The organism is Embleya sp. NPDC059237, from assembly GCF_042754105.1.
GTDB lineage: Bacteria > Actinomycetota > Actinomycetes > Streptomycetales > Streptomycetaceae > Embleya.
In genome coordinates, this window is sequence record NZ_JBHZAE010000004.1 from 462723 (window position 1) to 479915 (window position 17193).

Below are 17193 nucleotides of genomic sequence, written 5' to 3' on the forward strand. Positions count from 1 at the left end.
GCGGTACTTCGGTCCCGACCACAACCCGGCTTGGCCCGGCCGGCGTTCGAGGTGACCGGGCCCGCCGGTGTATGAGGGCGCCGAGGGGTCGCGGGGGATGCGCCCGGTCGGTTACGGGGACGTGATCGGGGTCGCGGAGTGGGATTTGAGGGGGTAGTCCTGGGCGGCTTCCAGGTGGCGGACCGATTCGCGGTAGACCTCGGTTTCGTCGCCGGCCTCGATCAGCGCGATCAGGTGCTCGTGTTCGCGAAGTCCCGCGCGTCGCACCCGCTCACCCGTGTCGGCCAACGCGTCCCGGGCCCACTCCTGTTCCTGCTGCGCCCACAACACCTCGACCGCGCCCAGCAGGATCTTCATCGTCTCGTTCCCGCACAGCAGCACCAGCGCCTCGTGGAAGTCGCGCGCCGCCCGGATGAACGCCGGCCCGTCCGCCACGGCCCGCTCCATCCGCGCGTGCACCTCGCGCAGCCACGGCACCACCTCGGTGGCCCGATCCGGCCGTGCCGCGCACAGCGCCGCGCACACCGGCTCCAGTCGCCGCAGCGCCTGCGCCAGGTCGTCCAGCCGGACCTGGCGCGCGTGCATGACCATGCCGAACATGTGCGCGGCGTCGGCCGGTTGCGGGACGTGTACCACCGCCCCGCCGGTGTTGCCGCGCTTGACGGTGATCAGACCCTCGGTCTCCAGGATCCGAAACGCCTGGCGCAGCGTGGTGCGCCCGACGCCGAACTCGGCGATCAGGTCGTCCTGTTTGGGCAGCATGTCGCCGTCCCGGAGCGGGCCGTCCAGGATCCGGCGGCGCAGCCGGCGGGCCAGTTCGTCCGCGATGCCGGCATTGTGCAGGGACCGTTCGGTGCCGGCGCGGACCGGCTGCGCCGCGGGGTTCACGCCGGTACCGCCACGGCCAGTTCGGCCGCCTTCGCGACCTGGGTCGGGGTCAGCTCGCGGACCGCCGCCGCGTTGGCCGCGATCTGTTCGGGGCGGGTCGCGCCGACCAGGACCGAGGCCACCTCGGGCTGCGCGGCGAGCCAGGACAGGGCGAGTTCGAGCAGGGTCAGCCCCTGCCCCTCGGCGTAGTCGGTGAGCCGTTCCACGACGGCGAAGTTCTCGTCCGTGGCCACCGCCTGCGCGAAGCGCGGGATGGCGCCGAACCGGCTGTCCTCGGGAAACGCCTCGCCGCGCCGGTACTTGCCGGTCAGCAGACCGGAGGCGAGCGGGAAGTAGGGGATCACGCCGACGCCGAAGTGCCGTGCGGCGGGCACCAGTTCCCGCTCGATGGTGCGCTCGAGCAGGCTCCACTCCAGTTGCGCGGCGACGAACCGGGTACCGCCGGCCAGGTGCGCGGCGTCGGCGAGTTGCCACGCGGTCAGGTTGGACGTACCCGCGTAGCGCACCTTGCCCGCCCGGACCAGGTCGTCGAGCGCGCCCAGCGTCTCCTCGATCGGGGTGTCGGGGTCGGCGTAGTGCTGGTAGTACAGGTCGATGTGGTCGGTGCCCAGACGCCGCAGGCTCGCCTCGCAACTGCGCACCACGTGCCGGCGCGAGGAGCCCCGACCGTACGGCCCCTCGGCCACCTTGGCGCCGAACTTGGTGGCCACCACCACGTCGTCGCGGCGACTGCCCAGCGCCTTGCCGAGCAGCACCTCCGACTGCCCCCCGCCGTAGACGTCGGCGGTGTCGAACAGGGTCACGCCCGCCTCGATCGCCGCGCCGACCACCTTGTCGGCGCCGCCCTGATCGATGCGCATGCCGAAGTTGTTGCAGCCCAGGCCGATCGCGGAGACCTTCAGACCCGACTTGCCCACCGTGGTGTATCGCACGCTCTGCTCCCGTCGTCTTGTCCGCCCATCATAGCCATGATAGCTATGACACCTCGCTATCTGACACACCGTCAGTCACGCCCGCGATCGCGGCACCACCACGAGGGTAGGCACACTCATGCGCAAGATCCCGTACGCCGGCAGCGTGCACGACCAAGCCGAGATCGACGCCATGCTGGCGGTTCTGAACGGACCCCCCTCGGCGATGGGCATCGGCGCCAACGTCGCGGCCATGGAGTCGCGCGTCGCGGAATTGTTCGGCAAGCGCAACGGCCTGATGTGCAACTCGGGTTCCTCCGCGCTGTATCTGGCGATCGAACTGCTGCGCCTGTCGCCCGGCGACGAGATCATCACCTCCACGCTGACCTTCTCCACGGACATCGCGCCGATGGTCAAGGCGGGCCTGGTGCCCGTGCTCGTCGACGTCGAGCCGGACACCTACCAGATCGACCCGGCCCGGATCGAAGCGCTGATCGGCCCGCGCACCCGGGCCATCCTGACCCCCAACCTCGCGGGCAACGCCCCCGACTGGGACACCATCCGGGCGATCGCCGACCGGCACGGCCTCAAGGTGGTCGAGGACTCCTGCGACGCTCTCGGCGCCACCCTGCGCGGCACGCCCACCGGCACCCGCTCGGACATCTCGGTGACCAGTTTCGCGATGTCGCACATCATCACCTGCGCCGGCAACGGCGGCATGGTGCTCACCGACGACGAGGAGCTGCGCGACCGCGGCCTGCTGCTGCGCCGCTGGGGTCGGCGCAGCGAGGTGCAGCTGTTCGGCTCCAAGCGCGGCAATCGCGACTTCTTCGAGGAGATCGACGGCGTCCTGTACGACAACCTGTTCATCTTCGACGAGATCGGCTGGAACTTCGAGCCGTCCGAGCTCGGCGCCGCATTCGGTCTGGCCCAACTCGCCAAGCTGCCCCGCTTCCTGGCCACCCGTCGGGAGCATTTCGCGGCCCATCACGCCTACTTCGACGCCCGGCCTGAGTTCACCGCGCCGAGGCAGACCGAGGGCCTGGAGACGGGCTGGCTCAACTTCCCGATCCTGCTGAACGACGACGTCCCGTTCAGCCGGGGCGAGATGCAGTCCTGGCTGGAGCGGCGCGGGGTGTCCACGCGCACCGTGTGGTCGGGCAACATCCTGCGCCAGCCCGGCTTCAAGGACATCGTGCACCGCGCCGACCCGGCCGGCTACCCCCACGCGGACCGGGTGATGGAGCGCGCGCTGATCGTGCCGATGAACCACCGGATGGACGCCGGCGACGTGGCCTACATCCACGAGCAGGTCGACGCGTTCCTGGCGAGCCGCTGAAACAGCGCGGCGAAGGGCGGGGCCGGGTGCGCGTCGCACCCGGCCCCGCCCTCGCGTGTGCCGGCATCCGGGCCTCGGCCCTCCTGCCGGATCGCCTCGCCCTCGTGGACGGTTTAGTTGTTCTGAGGATATCGACCTGAACAACATATTTAGCTGACATATTCCACTTGTCAACTACTGGCTATGATGGACGGATGCACACTCCCCCGAGAGCCGCATCCCCCACCCCTTCGACGACCACACCCTTCGACGACCCCCGCATCACCGCGATGGGCCTGCTCGTGGAGGTCTACACCGGCCTGATGGACCGTCTCAGCCCGCAACTGGGCGAGCACGGTCTGTCCACGGTGGACTTCAACGTGTTGGTCCGCCTGGCCCGGTCCTCGGAGCAGCGCCTGCGGATGAGCGATCTCGCCGCACAGACGTCGCTGTCCACCTCAGGGGTGACCCGAGTGGTGGACCGCCTGGAAAAGGAAGGACTGGTCGCCCGCGAGAACTGTCCCACCGACCGCCGGGCCCTGTTCGCGGTGCTCACCCGCGACGGCGCCGACCGGATCGGCGGTGTCCTGCCCGGACACGTCGAACTGATCCAGACCTGGCTACTGGATCCGCTGGCCGACGGTCAGCTCGACGGCCTCCTCGACGGCCTCCGGGTGGTGCGCGACACCGCCAACCCGGGTGCGCGAGCGGGCATCACGTCCTGATTCCGCGGCCTTGAAGCGGTAACTCGAAACCGCCCAAACCCGTGGCCGCGGGGGTCACGGGAAGCGCGACGAGATCCCGAACCACACACTCACCACCGGAGGAAACCGCCGACATTGCCGGGGAGAAGAGTCCGGCCCCGGTCGCCATCGCGACCGGGGCCGGACCCGTTCCGACGCAGTACCGCGCGCCGGCTCAGCCCTCGGCGCGCAACTCCCGGGCCGCCTCCGACAGATCCTTGGCGGTGTCGATCGCCCGCCAGTAGGCACCCTGCGGAATCGGGAACCCGGCCAGCTTCTGCGCCCGCGCCAGGCCCGGGAACGTGGTGCGCTCGTGGTCGCCCACGTCGGGCAGCAGTGCGGTGAACTCGGGCGCGAACACGTACACGCCGGCGTTGATCAGGTAGGGCGAGGGCGGCGCCTCGATGAAGTCCAGGACGTGCCCGTACTTGTCGGTCTCCACCACCCCCCACGGAATCCTGGGCCGAGCCAGCGCGAGCGTGGCCAGCGCGGTGCGCTCGTGGTGGAAGGCGGCCATCTCGGTGAGCGAGAACCTGGTCCAGATGTCGCCGTTGGTGGCGTACCACGGCTCGTCCGGACGCGGCAGCGCCGCGGCGGCGAACTTCAACCCGCCGCCCCGGCCCAGCGGTTCGGTCTCCACCACGGTCACCACGCGCACCGGCAACTCGGCGCTCTTCAGCCAGTCCTGCAGCACTTCGGCGAGGTGTCCGCAGGAGACCACCACGTCGGTCACGCCCTCGGCGGCCAGCCAGCGCAACTGATGCCCGATGATCGGGGTACCGGTGCCCGGGATCTCCACCATCGGCTTGGGCCGATCGTCGGTGTAGGGGCGCAACCGTGAACCCTGCCCGCCGGCGAGGATCACGGCCTGCGTCACCGCGCGGGCCCCCGGATGGGTGGTCGAGTGTGGAGCGGAAGTCATGGGCGCATTATCCCGTGCGGGAGTCGCCTCAGGGTCCGCGGGCACGGCCAAGGGAGGTACCGCTCGTTCGGGAACCCTCGGGGGCCTAGGTTCATCTCATGGACGACTGCACTTCGAATATCGGGGGGAACACCAAAGTGCGCATCAGGACCGTCCGCGCAGGCGTCGCGGTATTCCTCGGCCTGGCCGCGGCCGGCGCGGTGGCCGGCTGCGGTACCGACAATCGATCCCCGCTGGACACCGTGCGCGCGCTGGAGAGCCCGCCCGCGTCGAGCCCCCGGGCGAGCGAGCGGCCCACGGATCGCCCCAGCGAGAGCGCCACCCGCCCGCCGCGCCGCACCACCGCGCCGCCCACCGGCGGCACGTCGTCCTCGCCGAGCGCGTCCGCGAGTTCGTCGTCGAGCAGCACCGCCGCGCCCGCGACCGGGCCCGCGGCGCCCTATCTGAACGACCCGTGCAAGCTGCTCACCGTCGCGGAGGTGGCCTCGTTCATCGGGCTTCCGGTGGTCAAGGCCGAAGTGAACGAGAAAACCCGCAGTTCGAGCAGTTCGTTCTGCCACTACCGCGATGCGCGCGATCTGTCCATGATGACGGTGATGATGTCGACCAGCGATCCCCGGTACAGCACCGCCGAGCAGGCCGCGCAGGGCACGATCGGCGCGAGCGACAACCCCGTGGCGCTCGCCGGCGTGGGCGAGGCGGCCTTCACCTACCGCGGCTCAACCGCCAACGGCGTCGTGTGGACGAAGCGCATGGGCGACACCTACCTGAACGCCGACGTCTACGTCACCCGCAGCGACAAGGACGTCCCGCCCGATGTGCTGGCCACGATCGCCCGGACGATGATCGGCCGGGTGTGACCGGGCGCGTCGGATCCACTGCCGGCCTGGTGGCCGTGGTGGGTCTGGCGTGCCTGCTCGGCGGTTGCGACGGCGACGATCCGGCGCCGCGACACGCGGCCTCGGCCACCCCCACACCGGGCGATCCCGCGGGCGCCCCACCCCGGCCCACCCGGGCGGCGTCGGCCGGCAACGCGCCGCCGAGCAGCGGCTGCGACCTGCTCTCGCTCACCCGGGTCGAGGAGGTGCTGGCGATCGGCCCCGTGCACACCCGTCCCGCGGACGCGGGCCGCACCTGCGACTACCTGGACGGGCGCGAGCGGCGGGTACTGACCGTCACCGTCGGGCAGTTGCCCCAGGCGATGGTCGGCGGACCGGTCGACGCCGCGCGCTCGTCGGCCACCGGCGGCGGCCCGCGCGAGACGCTGCCCGGGATCGCCGAGGCCGCGGTGCTGTACCAGGACCCCGTCCGCGGTCTGGGCCTGGCCTTCGCCCGGGCCCGCGGCGACCTGGTCGTCGCGGTCGACCTCACCGTCCCCGCCGCCGACCGCGAGCGCCTGGTCGCACTGGCCCGCACCGCCGCGGCCGCGCTCGAGACGGCGGGCTGAGCGGGCCGAATCTGGGTAGGCGCCGGCAACCTGGTGCCCGAGGCGTCGTCCCCGCCGCGTAGGGTCCGGGGTCAGGGCGGCGCGTGCCGCGGCCAGGAGGAGGGCTCACCCATGCCGGATCGGGACCCGCACGCCGTCGTGCTGCTCACGAACCGCACCAGCTCGCGGATCAGCACCAGCGGCGGCCCGGCTCTGCCGCTGCGCGACGCACTGCGCGTGTACACCGAGCACCTGGACATCGGCGTCGCGGCCCGCTACGCGACCGTGGTGAGCGATGTCGCCGACGCAGACGTGGCCCTGCTGCGGCTGCCCGAGGACCACGCCGACGGCGAACTCGACCGGATCGTGGACATCGCCGCATCGGTGCCCACGGTGGCCGTGATCGACCTGTACCGCCCCGCCGCGGTGGCCGATCTGGTCGGCTACTGCGCGGCGTTGCTGGGCACCAGGGGCGCCGACGACGTGGGCGTGCTCGACGTGGTGTTCGGCCGCTACGCGCCGGCCGGCCGGCTGGTCGACGCGCTGCCGGCCGACGCGGAACCACTCTTCGAGACCGGGCACGGCCTGTCCTATTGACCGCCGACTGTCGATAAATTGACGGTTCATCAGTGTGATTTCCGGGTGATGTTCAACACGTCCACCGCGCCCTTCGCGTCGCCGATACCGGCGAAGTCGACCGCGACGAAGTTCACCGGCGCGCCGCGTTCGCGCTCGCACCGCCGGGCCCGATCCAGCAGGAACGGGCGGGCGTTGACCTGTGCGGCGTCGGTGCGGCTGCCGCCGGTCGCGGTGACGAAGTTGTTCAGCAGGAACAGCCGCTTGTCGGTACCGCCGCGGTTGGGCAGGCAGTTCATCTCGGTCGGGCTCGCGTACTCGTAGGGCGTCTCCATGCCGTAGCGGTAGAAGTTGCGGTACCACGGGGCGGGTCCGTCGGCACGCTCGGCGAAGACCACCAGGCGTCGGCCGCGGTCGATCATCGTGCCGAGGGTGGGCCACGGTTCGCTCGGATCCGCGGCCGGGGTGTACAGCAGTCGGTCCAACCCGGCCTCGTGGAAGGCCCATTCGGTCGCCTGGGCGCTGATCGCGTCCTGCACGATCAGGGTGACCACTTCCTGCGGGTTGCGATCCATCCACTGCCCCACCGCGCGCAACGTCTCCACCATCGGCAGCGCGCCGCCCCGGCACACCGAGTGGCAGAACCACAACCCGGGTCGGGCCGGGGCGACGTCGTTGACCACCCCGGCGATGATCCGGCGCGAGTCGGGGTCCAGGTCCGACTCGGCAAGCCGGCCCGCCACCTCCTCGGGCGCCTCCCAGGTGTAGGAGTCCACCAGCAGGCCCCGCACGCCCGCGTCGAGTTGGGTGACGATGTCCGCGTCCTGGAGCGGGCTGAGGAAGCGCGCCGCGGTCGAGGACATCGAGTTGTGCGTGGCCAGGTAGGCGACCTGGTCGTAGCGCCGATTGCACAGCTCGGTCATCCCGTTGCAGCGTTTGGCGTGCGACTTCGAGCCGGAGGTGGGCACCGGGACGAAGACGGTCAGCGCCAGCGCCCCGGCCGCGGCCACCGCCGCGCCGGTGGTGAGCACGCGGCGGGTGGTGTGGCGCACCGGCGCGGCCCGCCGGTGCCGGTGCCGCTCCCACAGTGCGACCGCGCCGAAGGTGACCCCGCCGAACACCAGCGGCACCGCGGCGGCGGCCAGCCACACCCCGACCAGGTCCCGCGCCGCCGCCTCCTGGAGGTCGCCGGTGAGCCGGGTGACCGAGGGCGCCCACCCGTCGCGGTTCTCCGGCACCACGTGCGGCAGCAGGCCCCAGCCGATCAGGCAACCCACCCCCGCGAGCAGCCCGCCGCCCGCCAACGCCAGGGCCGGCAGCCGCAACCGGGCCGCGCCGCGCGTGGGGCCGGTCCACCACAGCAGCACCAGGCCGAGCAGCGCGGTGACGGCGGCCGCGATCAGCAGCCGGCCCAGCCCGAACACGGTCATCGCGCGCAGTTGTTCGAGCTGGCCCAGCCGCATCTCGCTCTGCTTGGCCCGGTCCGCGCGCAGGTCCAGGGTCAGGTCCCAGTTGCCGCCGTGCGACAGGCCGGTCAGGCCCAGCTGGGCCTGGCGCACCTTCTCGCCGAAGATCACCGGGACGACGGCGACCAGCACCCCGCCGAGGTCGTCGGCGCGCAGCGAGGCCACCACCTGCCCGCGGATCGGCTCGCGCGCCTCGACCGGCAGCCGGGCCAGGATCAGGTCGGCCACCTCGGGGGCCGCCGCGGGGTCCAGGTTCAGCGCGGGCAGCGCCTCGGGCGGTCGGCCCTGGGCCAGCGCGTCCAGGGCCTTGGAGACGTTGTCCACGAGCGCGGGCGCATTGTCCTGGGTCACCCGGGGCACGTCGCCGGTGAGGTCGCCGACGTAGACGTCGGCGGCCTTGCCGAGGTTGTTGATCACCGGTTTGAGGTCGACGCTCAGCCGCAACTCGCGCTCGTCGCCGCGCAGGTAGCCGACGATGTGGCCGACCTGCACCCGGACCATGCCGCGCAGCGTGGACGGCGGCAGCGCCAGGCGCAGGTTGGCGGTGACCTGGTTGGGCGGTATCGGCAACCGGCCGAGCAGGTCGTTGCGCACGCCGGCGAGCCGCGGGTCGACCAGGACCTCGTCGTAGAGCCGGTCGTACGCGTGTTCGCGTTCGAACACGCCGTCGTACCAGTCCGCGGAGAGCACGGTGGTCCGGGCGACCCCGAGCCCGGTGATCACCGTGACGGACAGCACCACCAGCGCGGTCAGCAGGGCCCGCCACACCCGGCGCCACCGCAGCCAGGCGTCGCGGGCCCGGACTCGACGGGACACCTTGCCCACCACGATGGGACCGGTCGTCTCAGTACGATAGGAAATCATCACCAACCCGAAGCAAGCACGTGATCGGGATCTTCCCGACCGGGTACGGGGCCTTGCCTGCCCGAGTGTGCGGGACTTACGCGCGGTGCGGGCGCAGCGTCCAGGTGACGGTCATCTCCGCGGTGGTCACGCCCGCCTCGTCCCGAATGGTGATCGCCACCACGAACTCCGGTCGGGTGCCCGCGTCCAGTTCGGCGATCACCTCGGCGGCGGGGCGGCCGAGCCGGGCCTCGGCCAGCACCGGGCCGCGCGCGACCTTGAGGTAGCGGATGGTGGAGTCCACCGCGAGCGGGGTGGCCCGGCCCAGTTGGTCGCCGAACGCGGCGATCACGATGGCGCCGGAGGCGGACTCGGCGAGGGTGAACATCGCGCCCGCGTGCGGGCCGCCGATGTGGTTGTGGTGCGCGGGCTCGTCCGGCAGGCGCAGCACCGCCCGGTCGGCGGCGAGTTCCACGAACTCCAGGCCGAGGGTGCGTACGAAGGGCACCGAGGCGCGCAGGCCCTCGGCGACGGCATCGAAGTCGATCGTCGATTCGCTCATGGGCGCGATGCTACCCGCAGGTAACTTCGTCGGGGACGGCACCTCGCACCCGATGCGCGACCGTTTCCTCGGCCGGGCCGATCTGCTTGACTGAGTCACATGAAATACGTGCGCGTCGAATACCCCGAACCCCGCCTCGCCGTGGTCCGCCTCAATCGCCCGGACCGCCTCAACGCCCTGTCCGCAACCATGGTCGCGGACGTGAAGACGGCCTTCGGCGCACTGCACCGCGAGCGCGGGATCCGCGCGATCGTACTGACCGGCGAGGGGCGCGGCTTCTGCTCGGGCGCCGACCTGTCCGGCGACCCCGACCACGCGCCCGACGCCGAGGACCGCGGCCCGGTCGGACACGTCTACCGCTCGCAGGAACACCTGTCCGAGATGATCCTGGCCGTCCACGAATGCGAGAAGCCGGTGATCGCGGCCGTACACGGCGCGGCGGTGGGCGGCGGACTGGCCCTGGCGCTGGCCTGCGACCTGCGCGTGGCCGACGAGAGCGCCCGCTTCGGCTCGGTGTTCATCAAGGTCGGCCTGTCCTCCGCCGACGTCGGCACCAGCTACCTGCTCCCGCGCCTGGTCGGCCCCACCCGGGCCGCCGAACTGATGCTCACCGGACGCCACTTCGACGCCGCCGAAGCCGACCGGTACGGCCTGCTCAACGCCCGCACCGAGGCGGGCGCACACGTGTCCGCCGCCCTCGACCTGGCCCGCGCGATCGCGGCCAACAGCGAATACGGCGTCTGGATGACCAAGAAGGGCCTGTGGTCCGGGATCGGCGCCGCCTCGCTGCGCCAACAGATCGAACTGGAGAACCGCACCCAGGTCCTGGGCACCTTCACCGGCAACATGACCGAGGCCGCCGTCGCCTTCCGCGAACGCCGCGCGCCCGTGTGGCGAGACATGTGAGCCGCGAGCGGCGACTCGCACCTCACCAGGGCGGGCCCGGCACCGGCCACCGGAACACCCGGCCGGCCGCCGCCGCGTGCTCGCCCGGATTCGCCGCGAGCCGCACCTGCTCCAGTACCACGCCACGCGCGTCGCGCCCCGCGGCGGTGCGGGTCAGATAGCCCGCCTCCGCCAACTCGTCCAGACGGCCCGCGATCGACGCCACGCTCTCTCCCGGGCGCGAACCCAGCACCCGGGGATCGGGCCGGGCCCCGTCGGGCAGCAGCAACAGATACACGGCCAGGCCGCGGGCCGACACACTCAACCGGGCGTCCTTGAGCAGGGCGTCGTGGGGCCCGAGCCCCGAATCGCCGTCGCCACCCCAGATCCGCCTCATGCCCCGAGTCTCGAATACGGTCCACCCCCAGGGGGCAAACCGCACAACCCCTACACAAACGAGTGACCAAAGGTTTGCCCGGCCGCCCACAGTGCGGACGCGGCCACGCTCGGAGACGGTCGACCCGCTAGTTTGCCCTCGGGACGCCTCGAACAGGCAACCCAAGGCTTTGAAGTTCGCCGAACTGTGAGGTCTCGATGCGTAGCACCCCCGCGCAATTCCTCGACCAGGCCTGGCGCGCCCTCGGCGGCGATCCCGCCGACCGCGCGCACATCACCTTCACCGGCCCCGCCCACACGCTGTCCTCCGCCCTGCCGGTGACCGCGCTCGCCCAGGCGTCGATCGGCGCCGCCGCCCTGGCCGCCCGCGAACTCGGCCTCGCCCGAGGCGGATCCGACCCCGCGCCGGTGGTCGTGGACAGCCGGGCCGCGGCCGTCGCGGTGAGCAGCGACCGCCGGCTGCGCCTGGCCGGGCAACCGTTGGTGTCGATGCACCCGCTCTCCCGCTTCCACCGCTGCGCCGACGGCTGGGTGCGCCTGCACGGGAACTACCCGCACCACCGCGCCGCCGCGTTCACCGCGCTCGGCGTGGACACCCCGGCCGCGGCGATCGACGCCCTGGCCAAGCGCACCGGCGCCGAGATCGAGGACCTGCTCGCGGCACACGGCGCGTTGGGCTTCGCGGTTCGCGAACCCGCCGAATGGGCCGCCCACCCGCAGGGCGCCGCCGTCGCCGCCCTGCCGCTGCTCGACCTCGCCCCCACCGACGTCGGCGACCCGTGGCATGCCGGGCCCGCGGTCGCGCCCGCCGCCGGGGTCCGCATCCTCGACCTCACCCGGGTCCTCGCCGGCCCCACCGGCACCCGCACCCTTGCCCACCTCGGCGCCGACGTCCTGCGCGTGGACTCCCCGCACCTGCCGGAGAACCCCGGCGAATACTGGGACAACGCGTTCGGCAAACGCTCCACGCTGCTCGACCTGCGCGAGCACGGCGACCGGGCCCGCTTCGACGAACTGCTCGCCGGCGCACACGTGGTGATCACCGGATACCGCACCGACGCGATGGCCGCGCTCGGCCTGGACCACGACACCCTGGCCGCCCGACACCCCGGCCTGATCACCGCCGCGTTCAACGCCTGGGGGCCCGGCCCGTGGGTGAACCGGCGCGGCTTCGACAGCCTGGTCCAAGGCGCGTGCGGGATCGCCCGGATCGAGGCCGGCGCGGACCCGAACCCGGGCGCGCTGCCCACCCAGGTGCTCGACCGGGCCACCGGCTACCTGCTCGCCGCGGCCGTACTGCGCGCGCTGAGCCAACGCCGGGCGAGCCGGCGGGGCAGCCGGATCGACCTCGCCCTCGCCCGGACCGCGCACTGGCTGATGTCCGGGTACACGCCCGGCGAACCCGAGGTCGCCGAACCCTTCGACCCGGCGCCGCACCTCGGCGAGACCGACACCGCGATCGGCCGACTCGCCCACGCGCGACCGCCGTTCGAACTCCCGGGCCTGCCCGCCGCGTGGCCGCACCCGCCGACCCCGTGGGGCGGTGCCGAACCGGTCTGGCGACCCACCTGACCCGGCGGCAACTCCCGTCCCGAGAGCCGGACTTGGTCACACATACGGGCAGGTCGCGGCGGGCCCGGTGTCGGTGCCGGATGGGATGCTTGACGCATGGGTTGAGCGCCACCGCGGCCGACCCGCCGCGGCTCGACGCAGAGGAGGATCCTCCATGTCCACGATCAACACCATGACCCGGCTGACCCCCGTGAAACCCGCGACCGTGCGCCGGGCCCTGACCCGGATCGACACCAGGACCGTGCGCACCCACCCCGACGGCGGGCGGCCCGGCGCACCCGGCATCTCGCTGCGCACCCTGGCCACCCTCCAGCGCGGCCGACTGGTCCGCCTCGGCACCGAAGTACCGCTGCGCGGCCGGAACATGGGCATCACCCGCGCCGGACGTCAGGCGCTGATCGCCCGCGGCCGGCACCGCAAGGGCGCGTGGGCCGCGCTCCTGGACCAGGAGCTGACCTGGACCACCGCGGGCGGCGACGTGCTGGAGATCGCCGACATGCACCCGTACCACTGCGCCAACGCCGCCGTCTGGCTTCAGCGCAACGCGGCGGCGATCCGCGCCGACGCCGACCCCCGCCGCCGCGGCGACGCGGTCGCCTGGATCGACGAAACCCCCCTCCTCCGCGCCCTGATCGCCGCAGTCGCGGACGCCCTCCCACCGGCCCCGTCGCGGTAACTCCCCGACGCCGGAACCACATCCAACCCACCGCACCGCCCGCCCGCCCACCGCCGTGGTGGGCGGGCACGTTCACCGCCCACAGTCGTTCGGCGCCGTCGGCGTCTGCGTACCGCCGTGTTCGCGGGCCCGAAGCCGGTCACCGATCGCGCAGCGCGAAACGGAACAGCGCGGCGGCGTTGCTCGCACGCCGCCCGTAACGGCGAACTCCGGCCCCGAGAACAGGTCTCGGAGACCGGAGTTTTCCACCGCGGCCGGTCAGTTGCTGCCGAGTTCCTGTTCGACGTGGAGGTCTGTGACGAACCAGTTGTAGCCGACACTCACATAGGACTTCGAGTTCCCGCCCACCCACGGACCCGCATGTGTTTCGGTGCCCACCCCGGCCTTGTGGAACGTCGCAACCACACGGTGCTGCCAGCTCACCGTGCCGGACTTGCACTGCGAACCGGCGGTGGGTACCCCCCAGTCGACGAACGTGTAGGCCCAGCAGGGGTAAGCCGCTGCCGCCGGCCGCGCCGACTCGGCAACGGCCGTGGTCGGCGTCGCCGCCACAGCACTCGACGACGGCGCGACGGCGAGCCCCACGCTCAGCGTCGTGGCACACGCGGTGGCCAACAGCGCGAGCTTCCTGACGAACATGACAGGTCTCCTTCGGGTCGGTTCGTGCCGGCATTTCGGATGTTCGGCTGTGCCGGACATCCGCGACGAGCGGACGCGGACCGCCTGGTGGCCTCGCGAGCGTCGCCTTGCACCGGTCGAACCCAGCCTCACCAGTGGCAGGCGACCCGCGGTACCTACACATGGGGAGGTTGACACGCGGCGGCTCGGCCTCCGCCGGCACCGGCGCAGGGCGTTACCCGCCGGTGTCGTACCGACGCTCGGGGCCATGGTGGTGCCCTCGCCACGTGGCGTCAGGGTTGGGGAAGGTCGGCCGGTTCGGGCGGGGCTTCGGCATCCCGCGGGCCGGCGCGAAGTGCCCGATGGTCAGGCCTTGCGGCCGACCGCGGTGTAGATCCAGGACTGGGACAGGCGTTCGGGCGAGAGGTCGGTGCCTTCCTCCGGGCGCCACAACGGGGCCTGGACCAGGCCGGGTTCGACCAGGTCGACGCCGGTCAGGTAGCCGGCGATCGTGGCGTGTGGGCGTGGCAGCATGAACTCGGCGTCGTCGTTGATTTCCAGCACTCGCTCCGCCGAGATCGGCGGCAGGAAGTCCGACGTGGTGTGCGAGGCGATCAGCAGGCTGCCCGAAGGCACCGCGTCGAGCAGTCGGTTCACGATGCCCGCCGGGTCCTCGGCGTCCGCCACGTAGTGCAGGATCGCCACCAGGAGCAGCCCCACCGGGCGGTCGAAGTCGATCACCTCGCGCACCTCGGGGGCGGCCAGGATCTTTTCCGGCTCGCGCACGTCGCCCATGGTGAACGTGGTTCGGCCCCGATCGGTGGCGGGCATCAACGCGCGGGCGTGCGCGAGCACGATCGGGTCGTTGTCCACGTAGGCCACCCGGGCCGAGGGCACGATCTCCTGGGCCACCTCGTGCGTATTGCCCGGCGCGGGGATCCCGGTGCCGATGTCGAGGAACTGGTCGATGCCCTGCTCTGCCGCGTAGCGGACCGCGCGCCCGAGGAAGGCCCGGTTGTCGAGGGCGGTGACCGAGGTCTGAGGGGCGACCGCGATGAACCGTTCCGCCAGCTCACGATCGACCGGGTAGTTGGTCTTGCCGCCGATGTGGTAGTCGTACACACGGGCGGGATGGGGACGACTGATGTCGATCCCGGTGGGCGCCCAGTCCTGCTCGGACAACGTGTCATCCCCTCGAAGTCGGTACGGCGTCAGCCTACGACACCGAAACCGACCACTTCACAAGGGATTTGACCGAACCTTCGCACTCGCCGCACGGCCCCGGGCCCACGGCCCGTGATGAGTTTTGGCCGGCGCAACGGTCATAACCGGGTACAGCGTCGTCACAGGAGGTCGTCGATGGTCGAACCACCCGCACCACCCGAATCAGCCGAACCAGCCGCCTCGCAGCCCGTCGCCGCACTGACCGTGTACGCCCCGCTCACCCGCGCGGATGTGCCCGGCCTGTGTGCGCGCCTGGTCGAGTTGCTCCACCGCGAGCGGGCCGACCCCTTCCCGTGTGACGTGAGCGCCCTGGTCCGCCCGGACCTGGCCGTGATCGAGGCGCTGGCCCGCCTCCAGTTGACCGCGCGCGGACTCGGCCGATGCATCCATCTGCGCGGCGCGTCGGGCGAGTTGCGCGACCTGCTCACCCTGACCGGCCTGGACGAGATCGTCCCGGCCGGTCCGAGGGCGGCGGGGCTACGCGTCGAGTGTCGCCGGGAGGCCGAACAGCGGGAACAGGTGTGGCACGTCCAGGAACGAGTTGAGGCCGATGATCTGCCCCTCTGAGATCTCGATGACCTGCAGCGCCCACGGCTCGAAGCTGCCGCCGGGACCGCTGGGGCGATACTGGCCGAAGCCGGGCGTGCCGTTGGCCACGATCGGGACCAGGCGCGAACCCCGGCAACCTATACCGGTGCCCAGGAACCACTCGCGGATGTCGGCGTGCCCGCGCAGCCACAGCTCGTACGGCGGCATCGACAAGGTCGCGTCCTCGCGCAGCAGGGCGGTGAGCGAGTCGAGGTCGTAGCGCTCGAAGGCGTCCACATAGCGGGCGAGCAGCGACTGCTGCTCCTCGTCCATCGGCCGCACCGGGTCGGTCGCAGTGACCTCGTTCTCGGCGAGCGCGGCCCGGGCGCGCTGCAACGCGCTGTTGACCGAGGCGACGGAGCTGCCGAGCAGTTCGGCCACCTCGCTCGCCTTCCAGGCCAGCACCTCGCGCAGGATCAGCACCGCGCGCTGGCGCGGAGGCAGGTGCTGGAGCGCGGCGACGAAGGCCAGTCGTACGCTCTCGCGCGCGACCGCCACCTCGGCCGGGTCGGCCACGCTCGGCACGACCCGGCCGTCGGGGATCGGCTCGATCCAGGTGGCCTCGGGTCGGGCCGGCGTCAGCGCGGAGGAGGCGGGCACCGGCGAGGACAGGTCCATCGGGCGGGCCCGGCGCTCGCGCCCGTTGAGGCTGTCGAGGCACACGTTGGTGGCGATCCGGTACAACCACGAGCGCACCGACGAGCGGCCCTCGAAGCGGTCGAAGCTCTTCCAGGCGCGGACCATGGTGTCCTGGACCGCGTCCTCCGCCTCGAAGACCGAGCCCAGCATCCGGTAGCAGTAGCCGGTGAGCTCGACCCGAAACGGCTCGAACTGCTCCTCGACCACGTCGGCGCCGTCCGTCGCGACCAGGTCACTCATCGAAATCTCCCGCGGATTGGGGCTTCATCGACCACGCGGCAGAGTCTAGGCAGCCGCACCGACAATCGCCCGGGCACGACGCGGCCCGGCCGGGCCCGGGCGTCGGCGGGTCAGTCCACGGGCACCGCGACCAGTTCGTCGGCGTAGCACCACGCCCAGTCCTCGCCGGGCTCGAACGAGCGCACCAGCGGATGTCCGGCCTCGCGCCAGTGCGCGCTCGCGTGCCGGTTCGGCGAGCTGTCGCAACAGCCGACGTGCCCACAGGACAGGCATTCCCGCAGATGCACCCACTGCGTGCCGTTGCGCAGGCAGTCCTCGCAACCCTCGGTCGATCCCGGCCGCACGTTCTCGGGCAGTGTGTCGAGGTGCGCACAGGGCGTGTCCGTGGGCCGTCCGGCACCGTCCTGGACCACCTGGTACTGCGTCCGGGCCATCGTCGTACTCCTCATCCGGCGCGGCGGGCGACACCCCTTGCGTGCGCCCGATCATCCCCTGCCTACCACGCGGACCTTCCCCGGCACGCGGACCGCCACGCGCGCCGCGATCATGCGCCTCGGTCACGTGTCCCGGTCGCGCGTCTCGGTGACGCTCCCCGGATCCGTGCCTTGGCCCAAGCACGCTTCCCGCCCACCGGCCGGCGCGTACCCGCTCTTCCGTGCCGCTCACGGCCCTCAGTAGCCTCCGGATGGCGGCGCCGGCC

General features: G+C 72.1%; 19 protein-coding genes. 9 read left to right on the forward strand and 10 right to left on the reverse strand.

All coding sequences use genetic code 11. The features are described from left to right. Window positions 1–111: 111 nt before the first annotated feature. Both ACFXKZ_RS16170 and ACFXKZ_RS16175 read right to left on the reverse strand, forming a co-directional pair. Window positions 112–888 carry a FadR/GntR family transcriptional regulator gene (locus tag ACFXKZ_RS16170; protein ID WP_380000772.1) on the reverse strand — a complete coding sequence of 259 codons (777 nt, stop codon included), beginning with the start codon at window positions 886–888 and terminating at the stop codon, window positions 112–114. Continuing rightward, complete coding sequence (locus ACFXKZ_RS16175) at window positions 885–1820, reverse strand: aldo/keto reductase (protein WP_380000774.1); 936 nt, start codon at window positions 1818–1820, stop codon at window positions 885–887. The genes ACFXKZ_RS16170 and ACFXKZ_RS16175 overlap by 4 nt, the downstream gene beginning before the upstream one ends. A gap of 118 nt (window positions 1821–1938) precedes the next feature. On the opposite strand from ACFXKZ_RS16175, the gene ACFXKZ_RS16180 reads away from it, so the two are divergent. Next, window positions 1939–3138 (forward strand): DegT/DnrJ/EryC1/StrS family aminotransferase, encoded by a 1200-nt coding sequence (locus ACFXKZ_RS16180; RefSeq protein WP_380000776.1) that lies wholly within the window; start codon window positions 1939–1941, stop codon window positions 3136–3138. 194 nt (window positions 3139–3332) lie between these two features. Next, on the forward strand, window positions 3333–3842 hold the full coding sequence (locus tag ACFXKZ_RS16185) for a MarR family winged helix-turn-helix transcriptional regulator (RefSeq protein WP_380000778.1): 510 nt from the start codon (window positions 3333–3335) through the stop codon (window positions 3840–3842). 193 nt (window positions 3843–4035) lie between these two features. On the opposite strand, the gene ACFXKZ_RS16190 is transcribed toward ACFXKZ_RS16185, so the two are convergent. Then, window positions 4036–4782 carry an NDP-sugar synthase gene (locus tag ACFXKZ_RS16190; protein WP_380000780.1) on the reverse strand — a complete coding sequence of 249 codons (747 nt, stop codon included), beginning with the start codon at window positions 4780–4782 and terminating at the stop codon, window positions 4036–4038. A 137-nt stretch (window positions 4783–4919) separates the two neighbouring features. Between ACFXKZ_RS16190 and ACFXKZ_RS16195 the strand changes: the two genes are divergently transcribed. From ACFXKZ_RS16195 to ACFXKZ_RS16205, 3 genes are all read left to right on the forward strand, one after another. After that, the gene (locus tag ACFXKZ_RS16195) at window positions 4920–5642 is read left to right on the forward strand and encodes a DUF3558 family protein (RefSeq protein WP_380000782.1); all 723 of its coding nucleotides are present in this window, start codon (window positions 4920–4922) and stop codon (window positions 5640–5642) included. Further along, entirely contained in the window at window positions 5639–6229 is a 591-nt protein-coding gene (locus tag ACFXKZ_RS16200; protein ID WP_380000784.1) for a hypothetical protein, read from the forward strand. Before ACFXKZ_RS16195 ends, ACFXKZ_RS16200 begins: the two co-directional genes overlap by 4 nt. Window positions 6230–6340: 111 nt before the next feature. Next, complete coding sequence (locus ACFXKZ_RS16205) at window positions 6341–6805, forward strand: hypothetical protein (protein ID WP_380000786.1); 465 nt, start codon at window positions 6341–6343, stop codon at window positions 6803–6805. A 29-nt stretch (window positions 6806–6834) separates the two neighbouring features. Here the strand turns inward: ACFXKZ_RS16205 and ACFXKZ_RS16210 are convergent, their stop codons facing one another. Both ACFXKZ_RS16210 and ACFXKZ_RS16215 read right to left on the reverse strand, forming a co-directional pair. Next, window positions 6835–9066 (reverse strand): hypothetical protein, encoded by a 2232-nt coding sequence (locus tag ACFXKZ_RS16210; RefSeq protein WP_380000788.1) that lies wholly within the window; start codon window positions 9064–9066, stop codon window positions 6835–6837. Window positions 9067–9190: 124 nt separating this feature from the next. After that, window positions 9191–9655: a DUF4442 domain-containing protein gene (locus ACFXKZ_RS16215; protein WP_380000790.1), complete on the reverse strand. Its 465-nt coding sequence runs from the start codon at window positions 9653–9655 to the stop codon at window positions 9191–9193. Window positions 9656–9754: 99 nt separating this feature from the next. On the opposite strand from ACFXKZ_RS16215, the gene ACFXKZ_RS16220 reads away from it, so the two are divergent. After that, entirely contained in the window at window positions 9755–10561 is an 807-nt protein-coding gene (locus ACFXKZ_RS16220) for an enoyl-CoA hydratase/isomerase family protein (protein ID WP_380000792.1), read from the forward strand. Between the two features lie 22 nt (window positions 10562–10583). On the opposite strand, the gene ACFXKZ_RS16225 is transcribed toward ACFXKZ_RS16220, so the two are convergent. Continuing rightward, window positions 10584–10937, reverse strand: coding sequence for a hypothetical protein (locus ACFXKZ_RS16225; protein WP_380000794.1), 354 nt, complete (start codon window positions 10935–10937; stop codon window positions 10584–10586). 197 nt (window positions 10938–11134) lie between these two features. Between ACFXKZ_RS16225 and ACFXKZ_RS16230 the strand changes: the two genes are divergently transcribed. Continuing rightward, window positions 11135–12508, forward strand: coding sequence for a CoA transferase (locus tag ACFXKZ_RS16230; RefSeq protein ID WP_380000796.1), 1374 nt, complete (start codon window positions 11135–11137; stop codon window positions 12506–12508). Between the two features lie 154 nt (window positions 12509–12662). Beyond that, a complete protein-coding gene (locus ACFXKZ_RS16235; protein ID WP_380000798.1) occupies window positions 12663–13184 on the forward strand; it encodes a hypothetical protein in 522 nt (173 codons plus the stop codon). 258 nt (window positions 13185–13442) lie between these two features. On the opposite strand, the gene ACFXKZ_RS16240 is transcribed toward ACFXKZ_RS16235, so the two are convergent. Both ACFXKZ_RS16240 and ACFXKZ_RS16245 read right to left on the reverse strand, forming a co-directional pair. Next, complete coding sequence (locus ACFXKZ_RS16240) at window positions 13443–13823, reverse strand: hypothetical protein (protein ID WP_380000800.1); 381 nt, start codon at window positions 13821–13823, stop codon at window positions 13443–13445. Between the two features lie 345 nt (window positions 13824–14168). Further along, complete coding sequence (locus ACFXKZ_RS16245) at window positions 14169–14984, reverse strand: SAM-dependent methyltransferase (protein ID WP_380000802.1); 816 nt, start codon at window positions 14982–14984, stop codon at window positions 14169–14171. Window positions 14985–15161: 177 nt separating this feature from the next. Between ACFXKZ_RS16245 and ACFXKZ_RS16250 the strand changes: the two genes are divergently transcribed. Next, window positions 15162–15593: an STAS domain-containing protein gene (locus ACFXKZ_RS16250; RefSeq protein WP_380000804.1), complete on the forward strand. Its 432-nt coding sequence runs from the start codon at window positions 15162–15164 to the stop codon at window positions 15591–15593. On the opposite strand, the gene ACFXKZ_RS16255 is transcribed toward ACFXKZ_RS16250, so the two are convergent. Together ACFXKZ_RS16255 and ACFXKZ_RS16260 are read right to left on the reverse strand one after the other, a co-directional pair. After that, window positions 15504–16493: a sigma-70 family RNA polymerase sigma factor gene (locus ACFXKZ_RS16255; RefSeq protein ID WP_380000806.1), complete on the reverse strand. Its 990-nt coding sequence runs from the start codon at window positions 16491–16493 to the stop codon at window positions 15504–15506. The two genes, ACFXKZ_RS16250 and ACFXKZ_RS16255, sit on opposite strands and share 90 nt — an antisense overlap. Window positions 16494–16603: 110 nt before the next feature. Further along, on the reverse strand, window positions 16604–16927 hold the full coding sequence (locus ACFXKZ_RS16260) for a ubiquitin carboxyl-terminal hydrolase 14 (protein WP_380000808.1): 324 nt from the start codon (window positions 16925–16927) through the stop codon (window positions 16604–16606). Between the last annotated feature and the right edge of the window lie 266 nt (window positions 16928–17193).

Bases quoted from the DNA above. Each gene is read 5' to 3' on its own strand.
- ACFXKZ_RS16180 (WP_380000776.1), top strand. From the start codon at position 1,939: ATGCGCAAGATCCCGTACGCCGGCAGCGTGCACGACCAAGCCGAGATC.
- ACFXKZ_RS16185 (WP_380000778.1), top strand. From the start codon at position 3,333: ATGCACACTCCCCCGAGAGCCGCATCCCCCACCCCTTCGACGACCACA.
- ACFXKZ_RS16190 (WP_380000780.1), bottom strand. From the start codon at position 4,782: ATGACTTCCGCTCCACACTCGACCACCCATCCGGGGGCCCGCGCGGTG.
- ACFXKZ_RS16205 (WP_380000786.1), top strand. From the start codon at position 6,341: ATGCCGGATCGGGACCCGCACGCCGTCGTGCTGCTCACGAACCGCACC.
- ACFXKZ_RS16215 (WP_380000790.1), bottom strand. From the start codon at position 9,655: ATGAGCGAATCGACGATCGACTTCGATGCCGTCGCCGAGGGCCTGCGC.
- ACFXKZ_RS16220 (WP_380000792.1), top strand. From the start codon at position 9,755: ATGAAATACGTGCGCGTCGAATACCCCGAACCCCGCCTCGCCGTGGTC.
- ACFXKZ_RS16225 (WP_380000794.1), bottom strand. From the start codon at position 10,937: ATGAGGCGGATCTGGGGTGGCGACGGCGATTCGGGGCTCGGGCCCCAC.
- ACFXKZ_RS16230 (WP_380000796.1), top strand. From the start codon at position 11,135: ATGCGTAGCACCCCCGCGCAATTCCTCGACCAGGCCTGGCGCGCCCTC.
- ACFXKZ_RS16235 (WP_380000798.1), top strand. From the start codon at position 12,663: ATGTCCACGATCAACACCATGACCCGGCTGACCCCCGTGAAACCCGCG.
- ACFXKZ_RS16240 (WP_380000800.1), bottom strand. From the start codon at position 13,823: ATGTTCGTCAGGAAGCTCGCGCTGTTGGCCACCGCGTGTGCCACGACG.
- ACFXKZ_RS16250 (WP_380000804.1), top strand. From the start codon at position 15,162: ATGGTCGAACCACCCGCACCACCCGAATCAGCCGAACCAGCCGCCTCG.
- ACFXKZ_RS16255 (WP_380000806.1), bottom strand. From the start codon at position 16,493: ATGAGTGACCTGGTCGCGACGGACGGCGCCGACGTGGTCGAGGAGCAG.
- ACFXKZ_RS16260 (WP_380000808.1), bottom strand. From the start codon at position 16,927: ATGGCCCGGACGCAGTACCAGGTGGTCCAGGACGGTGCCGGACGGCCC.